The sequence below is a fragment of the Paracoccus caeni genome (assembly GCF_016629665.1).
Lineage (GTDB): Bacteria > Pseudomonadota > Alphaproteobacteria > Rhodobacterales > Rhodobacteraceae > Paracoccus > Paracoccus caeni.
Window position 1 is genome coordinate 21770 of record NZ_JAEPRQ010000013.1, and the last position, 24007, is coordinate 45776.

Consider the following 24007-nt stretch of genomic DNA (forward strand, 5'->3'; position numbering starts at 1 on the left):
TCCGACAGATCTGCCGCCGGCTTTCCGGTGTGCCCGAGGACTGAATTTCATGACGCATATCGTAACCGTCGGCGACTTCCAGATTGGGGGAAACAACCCGATTTCATTGATTCTGGGGCCCTGTCAGCTTGAAAACCGCGATCATGCCCGGATGATGGCCGAGAAAATCGCCGAGGCCTGCGCCCCGACCGGCACGAAATTCATCTTCAAGGCCAGCTATGACAAGGCGAACCGGTCATCCCTGTCCGGCACCCGGGGTCTGGGCATGGAGAAGGGTCTGCAGATCCTCGCCGACATCAAGGCCGAGTTCGGCGTTCCGGTGCTGACCGATGTGCATGAGGCCGCGCATTGCGCCCCGGCGGCCGAGGTCTGCGATATCCTGCAGATCCCTGCCTTCCTCTGCCGTCAGACCGATCTTCTGCTTGCAGCCGGGGAAACCGGGCGGGTGATCAACGTCAAGAAGGGGCAGTTCCTTGCCCCCTGGGACATGGCACATGTCGCCGCCAAGCTGGAATCGACCGGCAACCGCAACATCATGCTGTGCGAGCGCGGCACCTCGTTTGGCTATAACACCCTCGTCACCGATTTTCGCGGCCTACCGGTCATGTCGCAGACCGGCTGGCCGGTCGTCTTCGACGCCACCCATTCCGTGCAGCAGCCGGGGGGGCGTGGCGGCTCTTCGGGCGGGCAGCGGGAATTCGCGCCGGTTCTGGCCCGTGCGGCCTGCGCTGTCGGCGTCTCGGCCCTGTTCATCGAAACGCATGAGGATCCCGACAACGCGCCCTCGGACGGTCCGAACATGATCCCGATCACTCAGATGGCGGCGCTGATCGCCGAGCTTCGCGCCTATGACGCCCTTTCAAAGCAACGGATCGCAGCATGACCGACGCCTGCATCATCATTCCCGCCCGCTACGCCTCGTCGCGCTATCCGGGCAAGCCGCTTGCCACGCTGACCGGGGCCAGCGGCACGCCGCGCAGCCTGCTTGAGCGTTCGGTCATCGCCGCCCGCAAGGCCAGCGAGGATGCCGGTGGCGCAATCCCGGTTTTCGTGGCGACCGATGACGACCGGATCGCCGCCGAGGCGGCGCGGATCGGGGCAGAGGTCATCATGACCGATGCCGCCTGCCGCAACGGGACCGAGCGGGTCGCACAGGCCGTCGAACGCGCGGGCCTGTCCTCCGAGATCGTGGTCAACCTGCAGGGCGACGCGCCGCTGACCCCGCCGGGCTTCGTGACTGCGCTGCTCGACGCCATGCGCAGCAATCCCGAAACCGGCGTTGCTACCCCGATCCTGCGCTGCGATGTCGAGGCGGTCGAGAATTTCATCGAGGATCGCCGCAATGGTCGTGTCGGCGCGACGACGGTGGTGACCAACCGGCTGGGGCAGGCGCTGTATTTCTCGAAAGAAGTGCTGCCCTTCACCAATGGCAAGGGTGTGGTGGACGGGATTGTGCCGGTTTTCCACCATGTCGGGCTTTACGCCTATCGCCAGCCCGCGCTGGCCGCCTATCAGCAATGGGAGCCGGGCCCGCTGGAAGAGCTGGAGGGGCTGGAGCAGTTGCGCTTTCTGGAGAACGGCCATCCGGTCGGTGCCGTCGAGGTCCATGCACCCGGCGCCAAGTTCTGGGAACTGAACAATCCTTCCGACGTGCCGTTGATCGAACGCTATCTCAGCCAGATGGGATGGGACTGACCTTTCTACAGATGCGCCGGGAACAACCCGGCGCATCTGATTTCAAAGACATTAAAAACAGGTATATGATCATGACCGCGCAGACCTCCATCAGGGACGACGCTTTCAGCCCGGAAGCCACCGCCTCTCGCGTTCTTCGTCAGGAAGGCGAGGCGCTGAACCGCTTCGCCGAAAACCTTCCCGCCGATTTCGGACTTGCCGTCCAGACTATTCTGGAGACGCAGGGCCGGGTCGTGCTGTCGGGCATGGGCAAATCCGGCCATATCGCCCGCAAGATCGCGGCGACCCTTGCCTCGACCGGCACACCTGCCTTCTTCGTACACCCGGCCGAGGCCAGCCATGGCGATCTGGGGATGGTGACGCAGGGCGATATCTGCCTGCTGATCTCGAATTCGGGTGAGACTGCGGAACTGTCCGACATGATCGCCCATTGCGCGCGGTTCTCGGTCACGCTGATCGGCGTGTCGAAGCGGCTGGAAAGCACGCTGATGCGGGCGGCGGATATCCGGCTGACCCTGCCGGACCTGCCCGAAGTCTGCTCTATCGGCATGGCGCCGACCACCTCGACCACGCTGACCCTGGGCCTTGGCGATGCGCTGGCCGTGGCGCTGATGGAAGCACGCGGCTTCCGCGCGGATGAATTCCACGTCTTCCATCCGGGTGGCAAGCTGGGCGCCCGTCTGGCCAAGGTGGCGCAACTCATGCACGGGCCGCAATCGCTGCCGCTGATTGCTGAAGATTCATCGATGAGCGAGGCGGTTCTGGAAATCAGCACCCGCGGTTTCGGCATCGTCGGCATCACCAATGCGGCAGGACAACTTGCCGGGGTGATTTCGGACGGTGACCTTCGTCGCAACATGGAAGGCCTGATGGAGCGTCGCGCCGATCAGGTCTGCACCCGCCAGCCGGTCACGGCGACGCCGGACATGCTGGCCGCTGAAGCCCTGGCGATCATGAATGCCCGCAAGATCAGCGCGCTTTTCGTGCTGGATTCGCAGGACAAGCCGGTTGGCGTCCTGCATATCCACGACTGCCTGCGTGCCGGCATCGCCTGATCCGGTCCATCCGGTTGTGACCTCTTATTCCGCCGGCATTCCCTTGGATGCCGGCGTTTCGCTTTCCTCGGGCTGCTCGCGGCGCAGCCGCTCGATCAGCACATAGACAACGGGTGTCAGAAACAGCGTCAGCACGAAGGTCAGGCTGAGACCTCCCACGATCACCCAGCCAATCGCCTGACGGCTTTCCGATCCCGCGCCCGAAGCAATCGCCAGAGGCACCGCGCCCAGCACCATGGCGATCGTCGTCATCGCCACCGGACGCAGCCGGGTCACCGCCCCCTCGCGCGCCGCCAGTTCCAGCGGCCTGCCAGCCTCGCGCAACTGGTTGGAAAATTCCACGATCAGGATGCCGTTCTTGGCCATGATCCCGATCAGCAGGATCATCCCCACCTGCGAGAAGATGTTCACCGTCGCCCCGGTCAAGAGCAGCGTGATCACCGCCCCGGCAAGGCCCAGCGGCACCGTCAGCATGATCGTCAGCGGTGTGCGGAAGCTTTCGAACTGCGCGGCCAGCACCAGAAACACGATGATCAGCGACATGGAAAAGACCGTGGCGATCCCGCCCGAGCTTTCCAGATAATCCGAGGCCTGCCCCTCCCATGCCAGCACCGATCCCGCCGGAAGCTCGGCTGCCGCCGCATCCACCGCCGCCATGCCGCGGGCCAGATCGACGCCCTCGGCCAGATCGGCCTCCATCTGGATCGAGATCAGCCGGTCATAGCGGTTGATCGAGGGCACCGTCGCCCCGGTCTGAACGCTGGCAAAGGCCGAGAGCGGGATCAGATCGCCCCGGTCGTTGCGCAACAGCACCGACAGCATGTCCTGCACCGAATCCCGATCCTCGGCCGAAGCCTGCAGGATCACCGGATATTGCCGCCCGTCGCTGGAATATTCGCCGACATTGCGCGAGGCGAACAGCACCTGCAACGTCTGCGCCACCGTCTCGGCGCTCAGGCCCAGATCCTGCGCGCGGGCGCGGTCAATGGACAGGTTCGCGCCCGGCTGGTTGGCCGCATAGCTGATCTCGACCGAGGCGAGGCGCGGATCTTCCTGCAGGCTATCGGCCAGCACCTGTGCCCATTCGGCGGTGCGTTCGATATCCGGCCCGCCCAGCATCCAGCGGATACTGCCCGAGGCGGCGCTGAGCCCCAATCCCCCGGCCGGACGGATGAAGGTCGCGGCCTCGCTGATCTGGTTCAACTGCGGACGCAGTTCCGAGATGACGTCATCCACGCTCATCTCGCGTTCGGCCCAAGGGGCCAGCGCGACCAGCAGCATCGAGCGGCGCAATTCGCCCCAGCTTCCGACGATGGTGGTGACGTTCTCGATCACCCCTTCCTCGCGCAAGGGGTCCAGCAGCGCTTCGACCTTGCGGGTGACGGCATCGGTATAGGCAAGGTTCGATCCCTGCGGGGCCGAAATCATCACCCGGATCTGGCCGCGATCCTCGCTGGGCGTCAATTGCCGGGGCAGGTTCTGGAAGACGGTAAAGGAACCCGCAACGATGAAGGCGGTGATGGCAAGGATCGGCACGGGCCGGGCGATCATCCGGTCAAGGATCGCGCCATAGCCACGCTCAAAGGCCGCCATCATCCGGTCAACGCTGCGGGTCAGCAGGTTCGGACGTTCGTCCTTTGGCATCAGCCGGACGGCAAGGACCGGCGACAGGGTTAGCGCGACAAAGGCCGACACGGCGACGGCCACGGCCAGAACGATGCCGAATTCGGCGAAAAGCTGGCCGATTTCGCCCTGCATGAAGCTGACCGGGACGAAGACCGCGACCAGAACGGCGGTGGTGGCGATGACGGCGAAGCTGACCTGCGAGGCGCCCTCACGGGCTGCCTGCATCCGCGATTTGCCCATCGCCCGGTGCCGCTGGATGTTTTCCAGAACCACGATGGCGTCATCGACGACCAGCCCGATGGCAAGGATCAGCGCGAAAAGCGTCAGGATATTGATGGAAAAGCCCAAAGCCAGCATCACCAGCCCCGCCCCGAAGGCCGAGATCGGGATGGTCACGACCGGGATCAGCGACAGTCGCGCCGATCCGAGGAACAGGAAGATCACGGCGGTGACCAGTCCCACGGCCTCGGCAAAGACCTTCATCACCTGCGCGATCGAGCTTTCGATGAAGACGGCCTCGTCGGCAGTGATCTGCATGACCATGCCTGCGGGCAATGTCGGACGGATACGATCCAGCTCGGCCCGGACGGCCTCGGAAATGGCGACGGTATTGGCCTGCGCCTGCGGCTGCACGCCAAGGCCCAGCGAAATCACCCCGTTCGAGCGGAAGATCGATTCCCGCTGCTCCGGGCCTTCCTCGACCGTCGCCACATCGCCCAGCCGCAAGGGTCTGCCGCCTTCGTCGCGGATCACCACCTGCCGGAAGGTGTCGGGCGTAGAGAAACGGGTCTGCGACAGCACCTGCAATTGCCGGGCGCCGGTTTCGATCTCGCCTGCGGGCAGTTCGATATTGTTGGACTGAAGCGCGCTGATGATATCGCTGGTGGTGATGCCGTAAGCGGCCATCCGGCTTTGATCCAGCCAGACCCGCATGGCGGGCGAGCGCTGCCCGAAGATCGAGGTATTGGCCACCCCCGGCAGCCGTGCCAGCCGATCGACCAGAAAACGGTCGGCATAATCCGACAATTCCAGCGGCGTCATATTGGGGCTGGACAGACTGAGCCGCAGGACCGGGTCGCCCTCGCTGTCATTCTTGTCCACACGGGGCCGGTCGGCCTCTTCCGGCAACTGGTTTACCACCCGTTCAACGGCATTTCTGACGTCATTGGCGGCGCTGTCGATGTCGCGGCTGGTGGCGAAGGTCAGCACCGTCCGCATCCGCCCGCGCTCAGATTCCGTTGACATCGAGGTGACGCCGGTGATCCCGGCCAGCGCGCCCTCGATCACGGTGGCGATCTGGCTGTCCACCACATCGGGGGCGGCGCCGGTATAGTTGACCCGGACGGTGACCTGCGCGGCCTCGACCCGAGGCAGTTCGCGGACCGGCAATTGCCACATCGCATAGGCGCCGATCAGCACGATCAGCAGGTTCATCACCGTGGCCAGAACCGGCCGCTTCAGGGACAGATCGGGCAGGCTCATCCGCCTGATCCCGTTGTGCCCGCTTCGGCCCGCACATCCTGCGGCACCGCCTCTACGGCCATGCCGGGGGCAAGGCGGTGCAGGTTGGTCACGATGATCCGGGCATCGGCATCCAGCCCCGAGATGACCTCGACCAGATCACCCGCCTGCTGGCCGACGGCGATATCGACCTGCTCCGCAGTGCCGCCATTGGCCACCATGACCAGATTGCGTTCGCCCTCGACGCTCAGCGCGCGTTCGGGAATGGCGGGGCGGCGATATTCGTCCAGCACCAGTTCGACCTGCAGGAACATGCCGCCGGCAAGGGCGCGGTCGTCATTCGGGATATCGGCCCTGAGCGCGACCGAGCGGGTGGCGGCATCGACGCGGCTGTCGATGCGGCTGATATGCCCCTGAAACACCCGGCCCGGCCATGCGGATGACGTCAGATCGATCCGCTGCCCGCGTTTCAACCGGGGCAGCAGGGTTTCGGGGACGCTGAAATCCACCTCGATGACGGAAAGATCGTCCAGCGTGGCGACCTTCGTCGTCGCATCGATCAACTGCCCCTCGACCAGATCGGTCAGGCCCACCACCCCGGCAAAGGGGGCGCGCAGGCTGCGATCCTCCAGCGCGACCATGGCCCGGTCGCGCTCTGCCTCGGCCCGCAGGCGGGCGGCGCGGGCCGTCTGATAGGCTGCATCCGAGGCGCTGCCAGAGCGGTTCAACTGCTCTTGCCGGGCAAAGGCTGCCTCTGCCTCGGCCAAAGTCGCCTCGGCGGCGTTCAGATCGGCCTGCTCGGCCCGGTCGTCCAGTTGCAGAAGCACATCATTCGCCGCAACCTCGTCGCCGGGCTCGAAGGTGATCCGGGCGATGCGACCGCCGGTATCGGGAACCAGATCGACGGCATGACGGGCCCGTGCGGTGCCGACGGCGCGGATACTGTCCGAGAAATCGACCATTTCGACCGGCACCGTCTCGACCCGAAGCGGGGCATGATCGGCGGCGGCAGGACGCGCGATCCCGGCCTCGGGGGCGGCCAGAAGCCGGTCGGACAGATAGAGACCGCCCACAGCGGCGGCAAGGACGACCACCAGTCCAAGGGCTGCCTTCACGGCGCGCATGCCTGTCTCCTTCTGGGGCCCGGCAGTGTAGCGGGCGGAGATGGGTGTTGAGTGGAGATTTTCCTCAATATGCGTCCCGGAACAACTGATATTCATGTGTTTGGGCATCTTATAGGACGACCAAACCCAATGGCAGGTAAACCGCGCTGGCGCGAGCAAACTTGTGAGGCCGGGCTATATCAGGGGGATCGTGCGGCGGGTCAGTCCTGCCCGGTCCAAGTGCCGCCGATCCTGTCGGCATCAGCGGCAAATTCCGCCATCAATCGGCCTGCCAGCCGGTGATGCAGTTGCGCGATACCGGGGGCTGCCTCTGCAAGCGCGGGCGGCAGATGCACCGGCATCGGGCCCATGGCCATGTAATATTCAAACGAACTGTTCACGAACCATGCATATAACGCGGGTTGCCTGTGGCCCGGTTGCCGGTCGAGCCAGCCAATTGCCTGCAGCGCGGCGCCCTGACGTGGCGGGTCGGCGGCGAAAAGATCGACGAATTGCATCTTGCCGCCGCTATATTCCTGCCCGATGGGCGCCGCGCGGGTGATGTCGTCGTGCCCCAACAGCGGCGAGAGACAGGTGCGGATCCCGGTCATCAGCCGGAAAACTGCATAGTCCTCGGGGCCGGTCGGATCGATCCGGTCCGTGATGTCGCGGATCTGGTCCAGCCATGCCATGACCGGCATCACCGCCGTCAGCTCTGCCCCCAGCCGATGGGCGAACTCCCATGATGGTCCGGCCACGCCCGTTCCCCGCAGCGCCTCGATCAACTCGGTCAGCCGCCGGGTCCAGTCCGGATCCGCCCCGACAGGGTCGCCGAGCCGCTGCAGCCATTCCTGCCGACGGCTGGTGCCGGGCAGATTGTCCAGAACCAGCATGGCGGCGAAGGGATCGACAAGGATCGTGTCCACGATTTCAGCATTCAGGGCGGCGGCATTGGTTTCACCGGCGCGATAGCCTGCAATCGCCAGATTCAGGCGGCGTGCGGTCTGGGCGTAATAGGCGGGCTCATGCAGAAGGATCGGACAGGCAGGCACGGCAGGTTCTCTCTGCACTGACGTGGCGGCCAGCCGATCGGCAGCGCTTGTGGAGGGATGATGCTGACGGCGACCCCGACGCATCCTGCGTCGCAGGACAGACAGGATACGGTCAGCCAATCCGGCAGATGTCGGTAGGTCGTCGAAGGGCATGGTGATGTAAATCTGATAAGGCAACACCCGCACTCTGTCCGATGCCTCAAGGCTCGTAAAGCCCGCAGCGTTGCAGCCCGTGTGAGTCCAGCCAAAATGCTCGTTCTGGTTGAATTATTTGCTGAAAACTGCACTGTTGCATGTGGCGCGGCGCAGAATCCGTGCGCCGCGCCCTGTCGGTCGATCCTGGAATCAGGCGGCGTTTTCCTTCTGCCGCAGCTCATGTGTGCTGCGGAAACCGACCACCAGCCGGTTCCAGCCGTTGGTCGCCACGATGATCAGCGACAGCTCGACCTGTTCACGTTCGTCGAACTGCGCCGCGATCGCCGTGTAATCAGCATCGGGAGCGCCGGTCGCCTCGATCCGTGTCAGCGCCTCGGCCCAGCCAAGGGCGGCGCGTTCGCGGGCGTCGAAGGCCGGGCTTTCGCGCCATGCCGCCAGCACGTCCAGTTGTTGTTGCGAAACGCCAGCATGCCGGGCCTCGGGGCTGTGCATGTTCAGACAATAGGCGCAGCCATTGATCTGCGACACGCGGATCTTCACCAATTGCCGGATGGTCGCGGGGATGGTGGACTGACGGCTTTGCTCTTCCAGCGCCAGCATGGCCTGAAACACCGCAGGCGAGGCCTGCTGAAAATTCGGGCGAGGGTCTGACATCGTCTTTCTCCGTCTGATGCTTCCATCATCATGACGAGGCAGAGGCCGGATATGTGACAGGCGGGCGGAGGGAAACGGCTTGCAAAGGCTTGACCGGGTCGGCCCCGCTCCGAAGACGACAAGCGGCCCTGAGGCGGTGCCGGTTTAAGGGGAATAGGTTTATTGGAAGGCGAATTAAAAACGGAACGGGTTTCATTCCGGTTTCTGCGGAAACTTGCTTCAGGAGCCGCAATATATTTCTGGCCATGATTTCGGATAAACTCGGCAGATTATTAAAATGGTCAACCTTATGTCGGCTGGGACAATTAAAAATACAACTTTAACGTGCGGCAATGATCTGCCAGATGCCGGTTTTCCTGATCCGGTCCCGATTTTTTCCGGGAATGTTCCGCAACTCTGAGATGATCAACGACGAGAAGGCTGTGGATCCGGCTGTCCGGATTCCCGCATCATCCTGCGTTGTCGGCGCCATCTGAGGAAGAACAGCGCCGGAAGCCCCGTCAGCAATCCTCCCCAGCCACCGGCCACATAAGAGATCGCAATGAATCCCCATGAGAAATCATGGATGTAGGCCGCCAGTGCCGCAGTAAGGGAACCCAGGACGATCAGGAAAAGGACAACGATGATCATGGCTTCGCTACAGGCTGCAAAAGACCGTCATCGCCGGGACAGTCTTTTGGTAAATCGTTGAATTGTCATTGGCTTGGGCGAATCGTGCCGTGATCGAGGCATAGCCCGGGCAGCGGGGATGCGATCCCTTGCGGAAAGCGACCGGACATTGATTCGATTCTCCTGAAGCAGGAATTGCAGCTTCCGGTTGTATCACGGAACGGCAATTCTTGTAGGCAAAGAATTGCCGGAACCGGCCACAACCAAGGCGGGCGCAAATGTTCCAAAAAAAGCCATTAAGTTGTGGATGCTACACGGAAAAACAGGTCGCGCGACAACGAAATGCGTAGAATTGAACATAAATTAACGATATGGATTTTTCAGGAACGCGGGACAACGAACAGGTTTACCTAACATCTGGAATGACGGGTGGTGTGTATGCCCGTGTTTGTTGTGTCTGCGTGCTTTGTAAGTGGTTTCCCCTCAGGGGGCTGTTACGGGAAAGAGTGCGATGACCTATTATTATGGCGGCAGCAGCAGCAAGAAGTATGAGTGGTGCGCGTTCACCGAGGCCGATCTTCTGGCCAACGGCAAGAACGGCAGCGACTTCGGCAAGGGCGACAGCTTCTATGTCGGCAAGGCCACGGTCAAAATGGCGACCTACGACAATGACGGCACCCTGTCTGGCGGCTCCAGCAGCTGGTGGTCCAGCGGGTCCAGCGACCGCAGCGGTCAGGACGCCTACATCAATGGCAAAAGCGTCGGCGGCAAGGTCTATGCCGAACAGTATCACGTCCTGAAAGGCTCGGACGGCAAGACCTATTACCTGATCGACATGAAGGTCGAATGCCATGACTCGCCCGGCGCGGGCAACGGCTACTTCACCTTCTACGGCGCGCAACCGCCGCAGGGCACCCTTCTGACCGTGACCCAGACCTGCAGCGTCTCGGGGAGCTGGATCGACTACAAATGTCTGGTCAACTGCAACACTGCGCCCCCCAACACCCCGCCCGTCTTCACCAACTGCCCGGAGAACGGCATTCTCTGCGTTGACGAGAACACCAAGTTCGTCATCGACATGAATGCCAGCGACAAGGACGGCGACGCGCTGACCTTCTCGATCGTGGGCGGCAGCGACGGTTCGGCCTTCGTGATCGATCCGCAAACCGGCGTGCTGACCTTCAAGAACGCCCCGGATTACGAAAAGCCGACCGATTCCGACGGCAACAACAGCTACAAGGTCATCGTCTCGGTCAGCGACGGCAAAGGCGGCGTGACCAACAAGGAACTGACCGTCAATGTCTGCGACGTCAAAGAACCCACACCGGGCGACGATTGCGGCTGCGGCGAGAAGAAATGCATCATCATCGAAGCCGAGGACATGAACCTGTCCTGCTTCTCGGTCGGCAAGGCCAGCAGCGCGTCGGACGGCAAATACATCGCCCTGAGCAGCTCGTGGATGAGCTCCTATTTCGGCAGCAGCGGCACCGCCTCGACCAAATTCTCGGGCGACAGCGGCAAATATGACTTCAGCATCCGCTTTTATGACACCGCTGGCGCTGACGGCACCATCAAGATTCTGGTCAATGGCAAACTGGTCGATACGATCAGCCTGAACGCCAAGAAAAGTGGCTGGGTCGAGAAATCGCTTGAGGATCTGAACCTGAAAAAGGGTGACGTGATCAAGCTGGAAGCCTCGGGCAAGGGCTGCGAGAACGTCATCATCGACAAGATCGAGTTCTGTCAGGACAAGGTCGAGCCGGGCGCGCTGGAAGGCCGCGTCTTCTTCGACGTCAACAAGGACGGTCTGGACAACAACGAAGCCGGCGTGTCGGGCGTGATCGTCCAACTGCTGAACGCGGCAGGTCAGGTTGTCGGCACCGCCACCACCGCGGCTGACGGTTCCTACAAGTTCAACAACCTGAACCCCGGCGATTACCGCGTGGTCTTCCCGACCTCGCATGACGGCAAGGTGCTGACCGAAGCCAATGTCGGCAACGACGACCGCATCGACAGCGATGCCAGCCAGACCACCGGCCAGACCGGCATCTACAAGGTCGAAGCCTGCGAGACCGTCAAGGATGTCGATGCCGGCCTCATCATCGACAACAAGGGCCCGGATGCCAAGGACGACGCTGCCAAGACCTGCGTCGGCGTGGACAAGATCGTTGACGTGCTGGCCAATGACACCGATGCCGATGGCGACAGCCTGACCATCACCAAAGTGGCTGGCCAGAACATCGCCGAAGGTCAGACCGTGACCCTGAACGATGGCGTCAAGGTTTCGCTGGTCGCCGGTCAACTGGTCTTCGACTCGGAAGGTTCGGACTATGCGAACCTGCTGGTCGGTCAATCGGCGACTGCCAGCTACAGCTACGAGATCTCGGACGGCAATGGCGGCATCGATACGGCCAATATCAATATGGGCTATTGCGGTTCGCTGAACACGCTGGAAACCATCCGCGACAGCCTGCCGGATAGCGGCGTGATGCGGCTGTCGCTGGATACGACCGGCGGCGAGTTCTACACCGCTCTGGTGACCGGCACCGGCGATGATCGCTTCGACGGCAAGTCCTTCGACGTGGTCTTCTGCGGTAACGCGAACCTGCCGGTGAAGATGGGCGTCAACATCCCGGTGAACATCTATCTGGGCACCGAGGCCGAGGCTCCGGCCTCGATCGCCAACCCGCAGAACCTTGATCTGGTCAACTGGATCCTGAACCAGGATTTCAGCTCGGTGGACAATGGCGACGGCAATGGCCGGACCTATACCGAAGCCGAGATCCAAGGCGCGATCTGGGGTCTGACCGACGACTTCCTGTTCGTCAACGAAGCCAACCCGACTTTCGGCACCATCGCCAATGCGCGGGAAATCTACGATCTGGCCGTTGCCAATGGTGAAGGCTACGAAGCAGGTGCTGGCGATGTCGTCTCGGTCATCCTTGATCCGACGGCAGATGCCATTGCAGCGGGCAACAAGCAGCCGATGATCATCGGTATCCTGTTTGATGACCTTGCTCAGGACTGCCTGTGCTATTGATGGAATGCTGGCTGGCCCGGTAATGGGCCAGCCGAACTTGTTCCGGCAGTCCAAGTGCCGGAACCGGTCTTCCTTTTATGAAGGCCGGACATTCGACGGCAGAGACTTGGACCTCTGTCCTTTGTTAGGAGTAACCACGTGAAGTACTTTACCCTAGCCGGTCTTTCGACCGCCGCATACGGCCTCTTCGCTTCGGTCGCGACTGCTGCGACCTGTGATATCAACCCGACCCTGCCGGGCTGCACCCCGACCACCGCGATCCCGGAAATCAGCGCTCTGGAAGGCACCGCCGCTCTGGCCGCGCTGGCCGCCATCGTGCTGCTGACCTGGGAGCGTCGTCGCCGCGCTCATTAAGCGCTGCGATCGCGACGAACTTGACAGGCCCGCCCCCGGCGGGCCTGCTTATTTGCGCAAATCGCCCGATCATCTTGTAACAAGTGCCCGTAATTCACGCCATGACTGACAGCCGCACCCTTTCCTCTCGTCTGCCGGTGGCGCCGATCCTGCTGGCCGCCGTGCTGATCGTGGCCGAGTTTCTGATCATCGGGCTGCTGTTCAAACACGGGATCAATTTCGACTGCCGCGAGAACTGGGGCGACCGGGCCTGCGGCACGGCCAGCAAAAGCCTTGCGGCGCTTTATTGCGTCATCGCCACGGTCGGCCTTTTCGCGGTGCTGCGCCCGGCGCTGTTTCGCGCCCTGCTGGCCGAGGCGGGTCATGATCCGCGCCCATTGGGGCTGAACCTTGCGGGCTTCGTTCTGGCGATGTCACCGGCGCTCTTCATGCGTGAAGGCGACGGCGCGGCGATGCTGTGGCCTGCCTTTCTGCTCTGGACCGCCGGAATGGGGCTGATCCTGACGGGCATTCTGCTGTGGCTTGCGCCGCGCGCCCTGTGGCGACAGTTTCTGCGACAGGCGGGATTGCCGCTGCTGGTGGCGATGGCTGCTGGCGCGCTTGCACCCGCGTTGGCGGTCAAGCTGCAGCCGATCTGGCAGCTTGAAACCATTGCCGCGCAGACCTTCCACGCCGTCACATGGCTGATCGGGGCCTTAGGCTACGAGATCTATTCGAACCCGGTGCATCGAAATATCGGCGTCGAGGGCTTCGTGGTCTCGGTCGCCCCGGCCTGTTCCGGGGTCGAGGGGATCGCGCTGGTGACGATCTTCGTCACGCTTTACCTGTGGCTCTTCCGCGCCGAACTACGCTTCCCGCGCGCCTTTCTGCTGTATCCGCTGGGCATCGCGGCCAGTGTGGCGCTGAACATCGTTCGCATCGCGGTCCTGCTGATCATCGGCATCGAGGGCCATCCAGAGCTGGCGGTGGGCGGTTTTCACAGCCATGCAGGCTGGGTGATGTTCACGCTGGTCGCGCTTGGCATCATTGCGGTGGCCCGGCGTGTGCCGGCCTTGCACCGTGCGCCCACAGTTTCCACGGCCCCGGTGGCACCGCTGCCGCCGCTGCGGCGCGATCCGGTTGCAGCCCGGATTCTGCCTTTCGCGGTTTTCATGCTGACCGCCGTGATTGCGCCTGCGATCAGCCAGAACCCGGCCATGTTCTATCCGATCCGGGTCATTCTGCTGGCCGCCATCCTGGCGCTGGTCTGGCCCGCCTTGCGCGGCATCGTCTGGCGGGTTTCGCCTGTGGCCTGGGCGGCGGGCGCTGCCATCGGCCTGATGTGGATCGCGATCCCGGTCGCGCCCTCCGAAGGACCGCCCCCCTATGGGGCGCTGACCGGCGGGCTGGTGATCCTGTGGTTCGTCTTCCGCGGCATCGGCACCGTTATTCTGGTGCCACTGGTCGAGGAATTGTTCTTCCGCGACTATCTGGAAAGCCGTCTGCGCGGTGCACCCGTGGATGCACCCGCGCCTTTATGGCGCAATGTGCTGGCCATCGCGATCAGCGCGGGGCTTTTCGCTGCCCTGCATGACCGCTGGATCGAGGCGTTCATCGCCGGTGTCGTCTTTTCGCTGGCGGTGCGCCATCGCGGCCGGATCGCCGACGGGATCGCCGCCCATGCGATGGCCAACCTGATCGTCTTCGCCTTCGCGGCGGCGACGGGAAATCTGGCGATTATCTGATTGGCCGATATGGGCGATCGAAAGTATGTGCGCTACTGGTTTTGAAAGGTGAAGATGAAGATGTCCTCTCGTTTCCAATGGGCTGTTGCCGCGCCATATTTCGACAATCCCCCGGCCAAATGGCTTGATGATCTGATCACAGACGAACGGCTGTCTTTTGAAAAGATCTTCACCCCGCGAAGCCATATGAGCTGGCACAGCCGAAAATCTGCTGTCACCTCGAGCTCGGAATGGCTGACGCATTTGAGACAGGCTTTTCAAGCGTTCAGACGACGCCCTGACGGCGTCATCACGTCGTTTCCGCAATTGGCGATGTGCGCAGGGTTGATCAAGAAATTCGGGCGTTCGAAGCCTGCCATCATTGCCTATAACTACAATCTGGGTGAATTGCGCGCAGGTCGACGGCAGAAGTTGGCCCGGCTGGTGGCGGATCAGATAGACATTTATGTCGTGCATTCACCTCAGGAAGTGGAAAGCTATGCCGAATATCTAGGGCTTCCGCGCGAACGCTTCCGTTTCGTCCCGCTGCAGCGAGGCCAGATCCCTCTCGGCAGACAAGAAGACAGTGAAAAGCCATTTATTCTGGCCATGGGTTCTGCCAAGCGGGATTATCCGACTTTGCTGAAAGCGGTGGACGAGCTTGGAATCCCAACCGTGATTGTTACCAAGGCGGCGGATATACAGGCACTGCCAGCCAGCCCGCATGTCCGCTTTCTGTCGGATCTCAGCCAGATGGAGTGTCTGGAGCTGTTGTCACGCGCACGGATTTCGGTCACGCCGTTGTCAAATCTGCAGACCGCATCGGGACAGATTACCTTCGTGAATGCAATGCAGTTGGGTGTGCCGGTTATTGCCACGCGCAGCCCCGGAACCGACGGCTATATAGATCATGAACATGACGGTCTGCTGGTCGAAGCCGGTAACGTTCAGGACCTGACCGGGCAGATCCGCCGACTATGGAATGATGCGCATTTTCGCGATGTCTTGGGGCAGAACGCACTGCATACCGCCGCCGCGCGGTTCTCGGACAAGGCGGCCGCGCAGAGTTTGCAAGAGATGGTTCTGGGCTTGCAGATTGGCGAAGCCCGCGCCTTCAGGGCAGCCAGTTGAAGGTGCGATTGACGCCCATATAGATACGCTCGTCATCCTCGCGCGTATCATTGTTGCCACCCGACCGGCGCACGACATTCGCCCCGGCCACCAGCGACATCGAGGAATTCAGCGCATGGCTGTAATTGATATCGAAAGAGAAGGTCTCGGCATTGTCGCGATTGCCGGTCTGGATGTCCGAAGCGCGATAGCCCAGAGATGTGTTCAGGCTGGAAAGTTCCGTGATCTGATGGCTGTAGCTGGCCGAGATATCGGTATTAACCGCCTCGTCACCATCGGCGTCGGTGATGGCGCTGCGGCGCAGTGAGGCCTGCATCCGCGATCTGCGGTTCAGTTCCTGACTGTAGCTGATCTGGTAGATCGGATCGTAATTGCCGTCGAAATGCGTGGCGCCGATGGCTGCCGACAGGTTGTAGGTCTGCATTTCCAGACTGCGGCCCAGCATCATATTGTCACGCCGCCCTTCGGTTCCCACGGACGAGCTGTAGGACAAGGTCCAGTCGCCATTCGGTCGCGAGCGGGTCAGATTCAGCCGATAGGCCGGGCCGGTGGTATTCGCGATGCGGCCATCGTTATATTCGCGCCGGATGCGGCTATGGGCGATCTCGACATCCAGATTGGTCAGCTTGTCCACCTGCATCGACGCGCCCACGCCCAGTTCTGAGCTGCGCGTATCGGTGCCGCCATCGCTGTCGGTCCGCGAAGCCGATGCCAGTATCCGGGCGCGGATCAGCGGTGTCGGTTCCAGATAGAAACGGATATCGCCGCTGACGCTGTCATAGTCGTAAAGTGCGGCATCGGTCGTGTCCGAATAGTCGCGGCGGGTATATTGCAGACCGATCTCGCCGCCCAGCTTGGACTGGGTGCCGAAGACATAGCCGACCCGTGCGGTGCTGGTGGCCAGACTGCCGCCATCCACGGTGACAAGCTGGTCGGTCAATTCATCATACAGGATGTCGCGGTCAAGGTCGGACTGGCGATAGCTCAGCTCGGTCTCGAAGGACGAATTGCGGGCGCCGCGCCGATAGAGCAGCCGGGCCTGCGCATCGCCGAAGCTGAAGAAATCGTCGTTGTCGGGATCGCCCTGTTCGATCGGGACCGACATCGAGAATTGCAGGTTCTGCGCCCGCGTGCCGGTCTGAAATTGCAGATCCAGCGGCATGACCCCGATCAGGTTGCCGTTGTCCAGCGCAAGTTGCTGGCCGACGGTCAGCGTGGCGCGACGCGCAAGCTGGTTATCGTCCTGAGCCATGGCGGCAAAGGACAGTGCCCCGGCGGCGCCCAGACCAAGCAGCGCGCCCCCAAGGGAAAGGCGCGCACGTGCCGTGGCGCGCATGACCATTACTCGAACAGTCCCCGCTCGGGCACGATGATCACATCGCCTTCGCGCAGGACCGGATCATGGTTCATGATCGCGCCTTTCATGATCGCGGCATAGTTCACCGTGATCACCTGTCCGGGTGTTCCGGCAGGCCGCAACTGGATGCGCTTGGTCGCGGCGAAGGGGGTCAGCCCGCCCGCCTGCGACAGGGCCTGCAGGAAGGTGGTGCCGGGCTCGACTGCCTTGGCACCGGGAGATGCCGCCTCGCCCATGATGTAGATATTGACGACGGGCTTCTCGACCTCGTCCCCCATGCCGGGGATCGGCTCCAGCGGGATGGCGCTGACGAAGACGGTCGGCGGCGAGGCCAGAACCCCGGCCAGGGCCTGCGAGATGCGATTGCCGACAGAGGTGGGCGACGATCCCGCGACGTTCAGGCTGCCGGCGTAAGGAAAGTTGATGGTGCCGCCCGGCAGGACCGAGACGGAGCGGTTCAGGCTGGTATCTTCAAGCACTTCGATATTCAGCCGGTCGCCCGGCTGGATCCGGTATTCCTGTGCCGAAGCGGCAGAGGTGAAGGCCAGTACCAGCAACAGCACCGGCGCCAGAATGGAGCGCAGCAGGATGTTCATCGATCAGTCCCTTTATCCTGTCGTCCCGCAAGCGATGATCCGATCCGCCGCAGTCCGTTTTATTCAAATAGCACAACACGTTTCCGGTCGATCACGGGGCGGACGACAGGCGCGGATTAATTCCTTTTCTGTCGCCCTGAGACCACATGTTTCGGCGGTCCCGGGGTTATTTTCGACCGAAGCGTGTAATGGTTCGCTTCAATTCACCGGCTGATTGGCCGGTGCGGTTTCTTCAGTCGCCGTCTGGTCTTCGCCTTCCGGGGCGGCTTCGCTGCTTGCGCCTGCCGGATTCTCCAGCCGCTCCAGCGCCGCGCGGGCGCGGATGATGGACGGGCCGGGTTCGTCCGCGGGCAGCATGTCCAGCCCTTTGCGCAACTGCGCACGAGCGGCATCGTTCTGGCCCACGGCCTCCTGCACGACGCCCAGATGGATTTGCACCATCGGATCGTTTTGCAGACGCGCCGCCGCCCCTTCCAGATAGGGCAGCCCGGCCTGACTTGCGCCGTTCAGGTGCTGAATCCAGCCATAGGTGTCCATGAAGGCAGGCTCGCGCGTATCCTTCAGCCGCCGCGCCACGGTCGAGGCGCGTGCCAAGGCTTCGGGGTCATCGGATTTCCATGTCGATAGCAGGCTGGCCAGATTGTTGGCGATGATGATCGACTCGGAATTCCGCTCGTAGAGCTGGTCGAAGATCGCGATGGCGCCGTCGATATCGCCATTCCGCTCGGCGATGCCCGCCTTGGCCCAGAGCAGGTCAGGATTATCGGGCAGCGCCTCGAGCCCCTGTGCAATGGTCGCCTCGGCCGTGGCAAGATCGCCGCTGACGCTGTCCAGCCGGACCAGTGCCAGATAGGGCTGCAGATCGCGCGGCTGGTCGGCGATCATCCCCCGCAGCCTGTCGCGCGCCGCATCGGTCTCGCCCGCGGCGGCCTCGGTCATGGCAACGACCATGTTCACCATACGATCATCGGGCCGGTCGGCTTCCAGTGCCTTCGCGGCTTCCTGCGCCTCGGCGATCTGACCCGAGCTCAGCCGGGCGCGGATCAGTTCGACCCGCGCGCCCAGCCCGGCATCATCCTTGCCAGCCAGATCCTGCAGATAGCTCATCGCGGCCTGCTGACCATCGACGGCGGCAAGGCGGTTCAGTTCCAACTCGTCCGCCATCACCCGCGCCTGCGCATTGCCGGGCTGTTCGCCCAATTCGCGCAGACGTGTCACCACACCTTCGGCACGCGGCAGGTCGGGCATGGCCAGATAGACCCGGCCCAGCAGGTTCAGAAGCTGCAGATTGTCGGGGGCCAGACGCAGGGCCGGCAGGATCGCATCCTCGGCCGGACGATAGCGCCCCTCGGCGAACAGCGATTGCGCCAGCCGCAGCGACTGTTCCGGCGCATTGCCCGAGGCATCCGCCGCCTGGGTCAGGTAGTCGCGGGCCAGATCCATCTCGCCCGCCCGCATATAGGCGTCGGCCATCAGGTTCATCGCCTCGACATCCTCGGGCGACTGGTCCAGCACGCCCCGCAGCGACATGATCGCATCGTCGGTCTTGTCGGCCAGCGTATCCCAGACGGCCTGCATCTTCAGCGCGCCCGGATGGGCGGCATTCTGGGTCAGGACTTCCCCGACCTCTGCGCGTGCGCCCGCATCGTCGCCGGTCGAAACCAGCATCCGCGCCAGTTGCACCTTGGCATCGCGCGAGCGGTCCGAAGGTTCGGTCACGCCTGCCAGCACCTTGCGGAGATCGGCGATCGCCTCATCCGTCTTGCCGGAGCGGAAGTCGAAACCGGACCGCAGAACCTCGAAGACCAGCGGCTCGCCGCCATCGGCGATGATCCGGTCCAGCTCGGTCCGTGCGGCATCGATGCCGCGCTGCTGTTCGATGAAGCGGATCAGATCGACCCGCACCGAGGGATCGTCGGCCGGGCTGGCTGCCGCCATCTCGCGCAGATAGGATTCGGCATCGTTCGGGCGGTTCTGCGACATCAGGAAGCGCAGAAGATCGACCTTCGGTCCCCGGTCGTCGGGGAATTTCGCAATGGTCTGGCGCAGATGCGTCTCGACCGCGGGCATGTCGCCACGCTCGATCAGCAGGGCCAGCCGCTGCTGATAGCGCTGGTAGCGGTCGGGCTGCAGTTCGATCAGCCGCAAGGTCAGCCGGTCGGCCAGATCCAGATCCTTGTCATGGGCGGCCTTGTCGAGTTGCATCCCCAGAAGGATCGGATCGTCGGGACGCGCTTCGATCAGAGGTTCGGCCTCGGTGGCCAAAGCGATGCGGGCGTCGTTGTCATTGGTCCGGGTGGCATCGGCATAACGCTGGGCCAGATCGAGGATCTTCACATCCACATCATCCGGGGCGATCTCCATCGCGCGGGTCACATGGCGGCGGAATTCCTCGGGCTGGGCCTGATCGAAGGCGATGCGGGACAGCGCGATCCGGGTGGGCAGATCGTCAGGATATTGTTCGGCCAGCCGCAGATACTGGCTATAGGCCTCGCGCGGGTTGCCCTGTTCCAGCATCACCTCGGCCAGCTTCTTGCGGGCCTCGTAATGGGTGCCGTCGATATTGAAGACGTTGCGGAACTGGACGACGGCGCGATCGACATCACCTTCGGCCAGAAGATCAAGGCCGGACTGGTAATAATCCGTCGCCTCTTCTTCTGAGCTTTTGCAGGCGGCCAGCGAAAGCGTCAGCCCCGCCGCAAGCGCCATCGGCAACAGGAGGCGCAATCCTTTGCCGCGCACCGCAGTCATGCCAGAGCCTTTCCGGGAGAAAGGGGCGGAGCGCAGGTCATTGTCGGAAATCATGTTCTGTCGTCTCGTCAAAGGCGCAAGGAAAACGGCTGTTTACCGTCCGCCGCGCTAAATTGTTAACCCAACCCGGCCTTAATAACCTGTTCCGCGTAAAACCACGAGAACCGTTTGAGCCAGGACCCGCAAATCTGTCCAAAGAGACAGGCTGCGATGATAGGCGTCATCATAGCGCACTCGCGCAACAAATTCCGACTCATTTCGCTCTGATATTTGCCACAACCCGGTTATTCCGGGCCGGAGGCGGCGATAACTGCGCCCGACATAAAGATGCCGCTGCCCGACCATCATTGGCCGCGGGCCGACCAGAGCCATGGTTCCGTTAAGCACATTCAGCAGTTGCGGCAGTTCGTCCATCGAGGTTTTACGCAGAATCCAGCCGATCCGGGTAATGCGCGGATCCTGCTTCAGCTTCTGGGTCAAATTCCATTGTTCCCGCGCTTCGGGATTCAGCGCCAGATGCCCGGCCAGCCGCGCATCGGCATCCACCACCATGCTGCGCAGCTTCCACAGCCGGAAAATCCGGCCATTCCGGCCGATCCGCTTCTGCACATAGAAAGGATTATGCCCGTCCAGCGCGACCAGCAGCGCCAGCAACAGGATCAGCGGCAGACTGACGGGGGCGGTCAGCAGGATCAGCGAAACCTCGAAGAAACGCTTGCCGCCATTGCGGTAGATGCCGCGCTCGGACGGGGAGCGGCCAACCTCTTCCGCAGGGTTGAACGCGGATGCACGCCAATCGATCACCACAAAATCCCCTTAAAACGGGACACTCTGAAAAAAGACATCCGATCCTCGTGGAACCGTTCCCGGGCGACAGGGCCGCAGGACGATCAACGCTATCATGGCGACTTTCGGATCTGAACAATGCGAATTGAATTCGATTAAAACGCGCGATATTCGGCGCATGAACCGACCGTTCCGGTTCCCTTGCGCAATCCGGGACCGATTGCGCGATATAAAAATGCAACTGATAGTTGAATTTTGGTAGTTGCTTGTCGCAAAAACGAACTCCTCAACGATTCGTGCTTCGCATATCGGTCCGGATTCATCACAATCGCTTCGATCCGTATCCCTGACCGCTCCACAGGCTAGCCAATGAAAATCTTAGCGGTTATATCGGCCCCGTATTTTCGGAGTGTGTTTCAGGGTGAGCCAGTTCTATCTTGATCATTTCGGCCTCTTGATCCGTCCGTTCTCGATCTTACCCGATCCCAATATGATCTTCTGGTCGGACAAGCATCGCAAAGCCTTTGCCGTGCTGGAATACGGGCTGATGACGCGCGCGCCCCTGACAGTGGTCACCGGCGAGGTGGGCGCAGGCAAGACCACCCTGATCCAGGCGCTGCTGTGCAAGGTCGAGGATGACATGTGCGTCGGGCTGATCTCGAATGCGCGTGGCGACCGGGGCGATCTTCTGCGCTGGATCCTCAATGCCTTCGACGTGCCAACCCCGCAAGGCGCGGATTATGTCCAGCTGTTCCAGACATTTCAGGATTTCGTCCTGTCGGAATATGCCGCCGGCCGGCTGGTCGTGCTGATCTTCGACGAGGCGCAGAACCTTGGCGCCGACACGCTCGAGGAATTGCGGATGCTGACCAATATCAATTCCGGCAAGGACGAGCTTTTGCAACTGGTCCTGCTGGGCCAGCCTGAATTGCGCGAAATCATCATGCGTCCCGAATTGCGGCAATTCGCGCAAAGGGTCAGCGCCACCTTTCATCTGGGTAGCTTCGATGCCGAAGGTACGGCCGCCTATATTCGCCACCGGCTGAAACAGGCGGGCGGTTCGGGTGACGAGATCTCGCCCGAGGCGGCCGCCCGGATCCATGCCGAGGCGCGGGGCGTGCCCCGGATGATCAACAAGATCGCCGATCTGACGCTGGTCTATGGCGCCGCCGCGGATGTCGAGGCGGTGACGGTCGAACTGGTGGACGAGGTGATCGGCGACGGGCTGATCTTGATCGCCGCCCCCGAGCCGGTCCTGCCAGAGCGGCGTCTGGTTCTGGCCCATGAATTCCAGACCGTTGAAAACCGGGCATCCGATGACCGGAGCCCTGAAAAAGAGATCAAGCGAGAGCGGCCATGATCGACCTGCGCTTCTACTGGTCGCTGTTGCTGCGACGCCTGCCGATCATGCTGGCCCTGCTGATTATCTGCACGGTCTTCGGACTGGTTTCGGCGGTGCGCGCCCCCTCGACCTACTTTACCGCCGCGCGGCTTCTGGTCGAAGGGGCGCAGATTCCCGAAGGTAGCGGAGACGCCATGGCGGCGGGCGAGATGCTGCAGATCATCGAGCAGCGGCTGATGACCCGCGCCAATATGATCGATGTTGCCAACAAGCTGGACGTGTTCAGCAGCGATTCCTCGCTCAGCGTCGATCAGAAGGTCGCCGAGATGATGACCAGCACGACCGTCCGTCGCTTCGATGGCCGCGATCAGGCGACGCTGATGACGGTTGGTTTCACCTCGACCAATCCACGCATGACGGCGGCGGTGGTCAATGAATTCACCACGCTGATCCTCAGCGCCAATACTCGCACCCGCGTCGGTCTGGCCGAGGACCGGCTGAGCTTCTACCAGCAGGAAGTGGACCGTCTGGGGCAGGATCTGGATGCGCAGACTGCGAGGATCCTCGATTTCAAGCGCGAGAATGCGGATTCCCTGCCGGAAAACCTGCGCTACCGGCAGGACCGGCAATCATTGCTGCAGGAACGGGTTTCGCGGCTGGAAAGCGATCTGGCGGCGTTACAGTCACAGCGCGCCGATATGGTCCGTATCTTCGAACAGACCGGCAGCATCGGTGTCAGTAACGCCCCGCAATCCATGGAGCAGCAGCAGCTTGCCGCGCTTCAGGCCGAACTGAATTCGGTGCTGGGCGTCTATGCCGAGGATAGCGCAAGGGTGAAGGCATTGCGCAACCGCATCGCCCTGGCCGAGCGTAATGTCGGCGTGGCCACCGGCTCGACGACAGAGCAAAGCGGCAATTCGCTGCTGGATCTGAATCTGGCGCAGATCGACAGCCGGGTCAGCGCGATCAATACCGAACTGGCGCAATCCAATCAGGAACTGGACCGGCTTGCCGAGTCGATCAACGCGACCGCGGCGATTGCGATCACGCTGGGCGCGATGGAGCGGGATCAGGCCAATATCCAGACCCGTTACGATGCCGCCGTGTCCAGCCTGGGTCAGGCGCGCACCGCCGAACGGGTCGAGGCCTCATCGCGCGGCGAACGGATCACCGTGATCGAGGCGGCCAGTGTGCCCAGCCTGCCCTCGGGCCCGAACCGCAAGAAGATCGCGCTGATGGGCGTGGCACTTGGCATGGGTCTGGCGGGCGGCTTCTTCGTGCTGATGGAGCTTCTGAACAGCGCCATCCGCCGTCCTGCCGAGATGCGTTCGCGGTTCCAGATCACGCCGCTGGCGGTCATTCCCTATATCGAAAGCAGGCAAGAACGACGGCGGCGACAGAGTGTGGGCATGGCCGCAACCCTGGCCGTGCTGATCATCATACCGCTTGGGCTGTGGGTGCTGCATGTGAATTACATGCCGCTGGATATCCTGACCCAGAAGATCGTCGGCCGCCTGGGTCTGGGTTGATCCGGTT

Annotated in this window: 18 protein-coding genes; 9 read left to right on the forward strand and 9 right to left on the reverse strand. The window is 62.4% G+C overall.

The window, feature by feature from the left end; all coding sequences use genetic code 11:
* The first annotated feature begins 49 nt into the window (after positions 1 to 49).
* The 3 genes from kdsA to JJJ17_RS19555 all read left to right on the forward strand — a co-directional run bounded on the left by kdsA (position 50) and on the right by JJJ17_RS19555 (position 2750).
* Entirely contained in the window at positions 50 to 883 is an 834-nt protein-coding gene (gene kdsA / locus JJJ17_RS19545; protein WP_200689474.1) for a 3-deoxy-8-phosphooctulonate synthase, read from the forward strand.
* Entirely contained in the window at positions 880 to 1695 is an 816-nt protein-coding gene (locus JJJ17_RS19550) for a 3-deoxy-manno-octulosonate cytidylyltransferase (RefSeq protein WP_200689476.1), read from the forward strand. Before kdsA ends, JJJ17_RS19550 begins: the two co-directional genes overlap by 4 nt.
* Positions 1696 to 1766: 71 nt before the next feature.
* Entirely contained in the window at positions 1767 to 2750 is a 984-nt protein-coding gene (locus JJJ17_RS19555) for a KpsF/GutQ family sugar-phosphate isomerase (RefSeq protein WP_200689477.1), read from the forward strand.
* A gap of 24 nt (positions 2751 to 2774) precedes the next feature.
* Here JJJ17_RS19555 and JJJ17_RS19560 read toward each other — a convergent pair whose 3' ends face one another.
* The 5 genes from JJJ17_RS19560 to JJJ17_RS19580 all read right to left on the reverse strand — a co-directional run bounded on the left by JJJ17_RS19560 (position 2775) and on the right by JJJ17_RS19580 (position 9432).
* Entirely contained in the window at positions 2775 to 5858 is a 3084-nt protein-coding gene (locus JJJ17_RS19560; protein ID WP_200689479.1) for an efflux RND transporter permease subunit, read from the reverse strand.
* On the reverse strand, positions 5855 to 6961 hold the full coding sequence (locus JJJ17_RS19565) for an efflux RND transporter periplasmic adaptor subunit (protein WP_200689480.1): 1107 nt from the start codon (positions 6959 to 6961) through the stop codon (positions 5855 to 5857). Before JJJ17_RS19565 ends, JJJ17_RS19560 begins: the two co-directional genes overlap by 4 nt.
* Positions 6962 to 7161: 200 nt before the next feature.
* Entirely contained in the window at positions 7162 to 8169 is a 1008-nt protein-coding gene (locus JJJ17_RS19570) for a hypothetical protein (RefSeq protein ID WP_200689481.1), read from the reverse strand.
* A 168-nt stretch (positions 8170 to 8337) separates the two neighbouring features.
* A complete protein-coding gene (locus JJJ17_RS19575) occupies positions 8338 to 8802 on the reverse strand; it encodes a carboxymuconolactone decarboxylase family protein (protein WP_200689482.1) in 465 nt (154 codons plus the stop codon).
* 405 nt (positions 8803 to 9207) lie between these two features.
* The gene (locus tag JJJ17_RS19580; protein ID WP_200689483.1) at positions 9208 to 9432 is read right to left on the reverse strand and encodes a hypothetical protein; all 225 of its coding nucleotides are present in this window, start codon (positions 9430 to 9432) and stop codon (positions 9208 to 9210) included.
* Between the two features lie 490 nt (positions 9433 to 9922).
* Here JJJ17_RS19580 and JJJ17_RS19585 point away from each other — a divergent pair, with 490 nt between their 5' ends.
* The 4 genes from JJJ17_RS19585 (at position 9923) to JJJ17_RS19600 (ending at position 15639) form a co-directional block, all read left to right on the forward strand.
* Positions 9923 to 12451 carry an SdrD B-like domain-containing protein gene (locus JJJ17_RS19585; protein WP_200689484.1) on the forward strand — a complete coding sequence of 843 codons (2529 nt, stop codon included), beginning with the start codon at positions 9923 to 9925 and terminating at the stop codon, positions 12449 to 12451.
* Between the two features lie 138 nt (positions 12452 to 12589).
* The gene (locus JJJ17_RS19590; protein ID WP_200689485.1) at positions 12590 to 12805 is read left to right on the forward strand and encodes a hypothetical protein; all 216 of its coding nucleotides are present in this window, start codon (positions 12590 to 12592) and stop codon (positions 12803 to 12805) included.
* 101 nt (positions 12806 to 12906) lie between these two features.
* Positions 12907 to 14529 (forward strand): exosortase E/protease, VPEID-CTERM system, encoded by a 1623-nt coding sequence (gene xrtE / locus JJJ17_RS19595; protein ID WP_200689488.1) that lies wholly within the window; start codon positions 12907 to 12909, stop codon positions 14527 to 14529.
* Between the two features lie 54 nt (positions 14530 to 14583).
* Entirely contained in the window at positions 14584 to 15639 is a 1056-nt protein-coding gene (locus tag JJJ17_RS19600; protein ID WP_200689490.1) for a glycosyltransferase family 4 protein, read from the forward strand.
* Here JJJ17_RS19600 and JJJ17_RS19605 read toward each other — a convergent pair.
* The 4 genes from JJJ17_RS19605 to JJJ17_RS19620 form a co-directional block, all read right to left on the reverse strand.
* Complete coding sequence (locus tag JJJ17_RS19605) at positions 15623 to 16975, reverse strand: PorV/PorQ family protein (protein ID WP_200689492.1); 1353 nt, start codon at positions 16973 to 16975, stop codon at positions 15623 to 15625. The genes JJJ17_RS19600 and JJJ17_RS19605 overlap by 17 nt on opposite strands.
* A gap of 5 nt (positions 16976 to 16980) precedes the next feature.
* The gene (locus JJJ17_RS19610; RefSeq protein WP_200689494.1) at positions 16981 to 17592 is read right to left on the reverse strand and encodes a polysaccharide biosynthesis/export family protein; all 612 of its coding nucleotides are present in this window, start codon (positions 17590 to 17592) and stop codon (positions 16981 to 16983) included.
* Positions 17593 to 17790: 198 nt separating this feature from the next.
* Positions 17791 to 20343 (reverse strand): tetratricopeptide repeat protein, encoded by a 2553-nt coding sequence (locus JJJ17_RS19615; protein WP_200689495.1) that lies wholly within the window; start codon positions 20341 to 20343, stop codon positions 17791 to 17793.
* A gap of 132 nt (positions 20344 to 20475) precedes the next feature.
* Positions 20476 to 21144 carry a sugar transferase gene (locus JJJ17_RS19620; RefSeq protein ID WP_325168844.1) on the reverse strand — a complete coding sequence of 223 codons (669 nt, stop codon included), beginning with the start codon at positions 21142 to 21144 and terminating at the stop codon, positions 20476 to 20478.
* A 406-nt stretch (positions 21145 to 21550) separates the two neighbouring features.
* Between JJJ17_RS19620 and JJJ17_RS19625 the strand changes: the two genes are divergently transcribed.
* Together JJJ17_RS19625 and JJJ17_RS19630 are read left to right on the forward strand one after the other, a co-directional pair.
* Positions 21551 to 22489, forward strand: coding sequence for an ExeA family protein (locus JJJ17_RS19625; protein WP_325168843.1), 939 nt, complete (start codon positions 21551 to 21553; stop codon positions 22487 to 22489).
* The gene (locus JJJ17_RS19630; RefSeq protein WP_200689499.1) at positions 22486 to 24000 is read left to right on the forward strand and encodes a GumC family protein; all 1515 of its coding nucleotides are present in this window, start codon (positions 22486 to 22488) and stop codon (positions 23998 to 24000) included. Before JJJ17_RS19625 ends, JJJ17_RS19630 begins: the two co-directional genes overlap by 4 nt.
* Positions 24001 to 24007: the final 7 nt, after the last annotated feature.

Coding starts and splice junctions, on each gene's coding strand:
- JJJ17_RS19575 (WP_200689482.1), bottom strand. CDS start 8,802: ATGTCAGACCCTCGCCCGAATTTTCAGCAGGCCTCGCCTGCGGTGTTT.
- xrtE (WP_200689488.1), top strand. CDS start 12,907: ATGACTGACAGCCGCACCCTTTCCTCTCGTCTGCCGGTGGCGCCGATC.
- JJJ17_RS19580 (WP_200689483.1), bottom strand. CDS start 9,432: ATGATCATCGTTGTCCTTTTCCTGATCGTCCTGGGTTCCCTTACTGCG.
- JJJ17_RS19565 (WP_200689480.1), bottom strand. CDS start 6,961: ATGCGCGCCGTGAAGGCAGCCCTTGGACTGGTGGTCGTCCTTGCCGCC.
- JJJ17_RS19555 (WP_200689477.1), top strand. CDS start 1,767: ATGACCGCGCAGACCTCCATCAGGGACGACGCTTTCAGCCCGGAAGCC.
- JJJ17_RS19630 (WP_200689499.1), top strand. CDS start 22,486: ATGATCGACCTGCGCTTCTACTGGTCGCTGTTGCTGCGACGCCTGCCG.
- kdsA (WP_200689474.1), top strand. CDS start 50: ATGACGCATATCGTAACCGTCGGCGACTTCCAGATTGGGGGAAACAAC.
- JJJ17_RS19610 (WP_200689494.1), bottom strand. CDS start 17,592: ATGAACATCCTGCTGCGCTCCATTCTGGCGCCGGTGCTGTTGCTGGTA.
- JJJ17_RS19615 (WP_200689495.1), bottom strand. CDS start 20,343: ATGACTGCGGTGCGCGGCAAAGGATTGCGCCTCCTGTTGCCGATGGCG.
- JJJ17_RS19605 (WP_200689492.1), bottom strand. CDS start 16,975: ATGCGCGCCACGGCACGTGCGCGCCTTTCCCTTGGGGGCGCGCTGCTT.
- JJJ17_RS19560 (WP_200689479.1), bottom strand. CDS start 5,858: ATGAGCCTGCCCGATCTGTCCCTGAAGCGGCCGGTTCTGGCCACGGTG.
- JJJ17_RS19585 (WP_200689484.1), top strand. CDS start 9,923: ATGACCTATTATTATGGCGGCAGCAGCAGCAAGAAGTATGAGTGGTGC.
- JJJ17_RS19600 (WP_200689490.1), top strand. CDS start 14,584: ATGAAGATGTCCTCTCGTTTCCAATGGGCTGTTGCCGCGCCATATTTC.
- JJJ17_RS19550 (WP_200689476.1), top strand. CDS start 880: ATGACCGACGCCTGCATCATCATTCCCGCCCGCTACGCCTCGTCGCGC.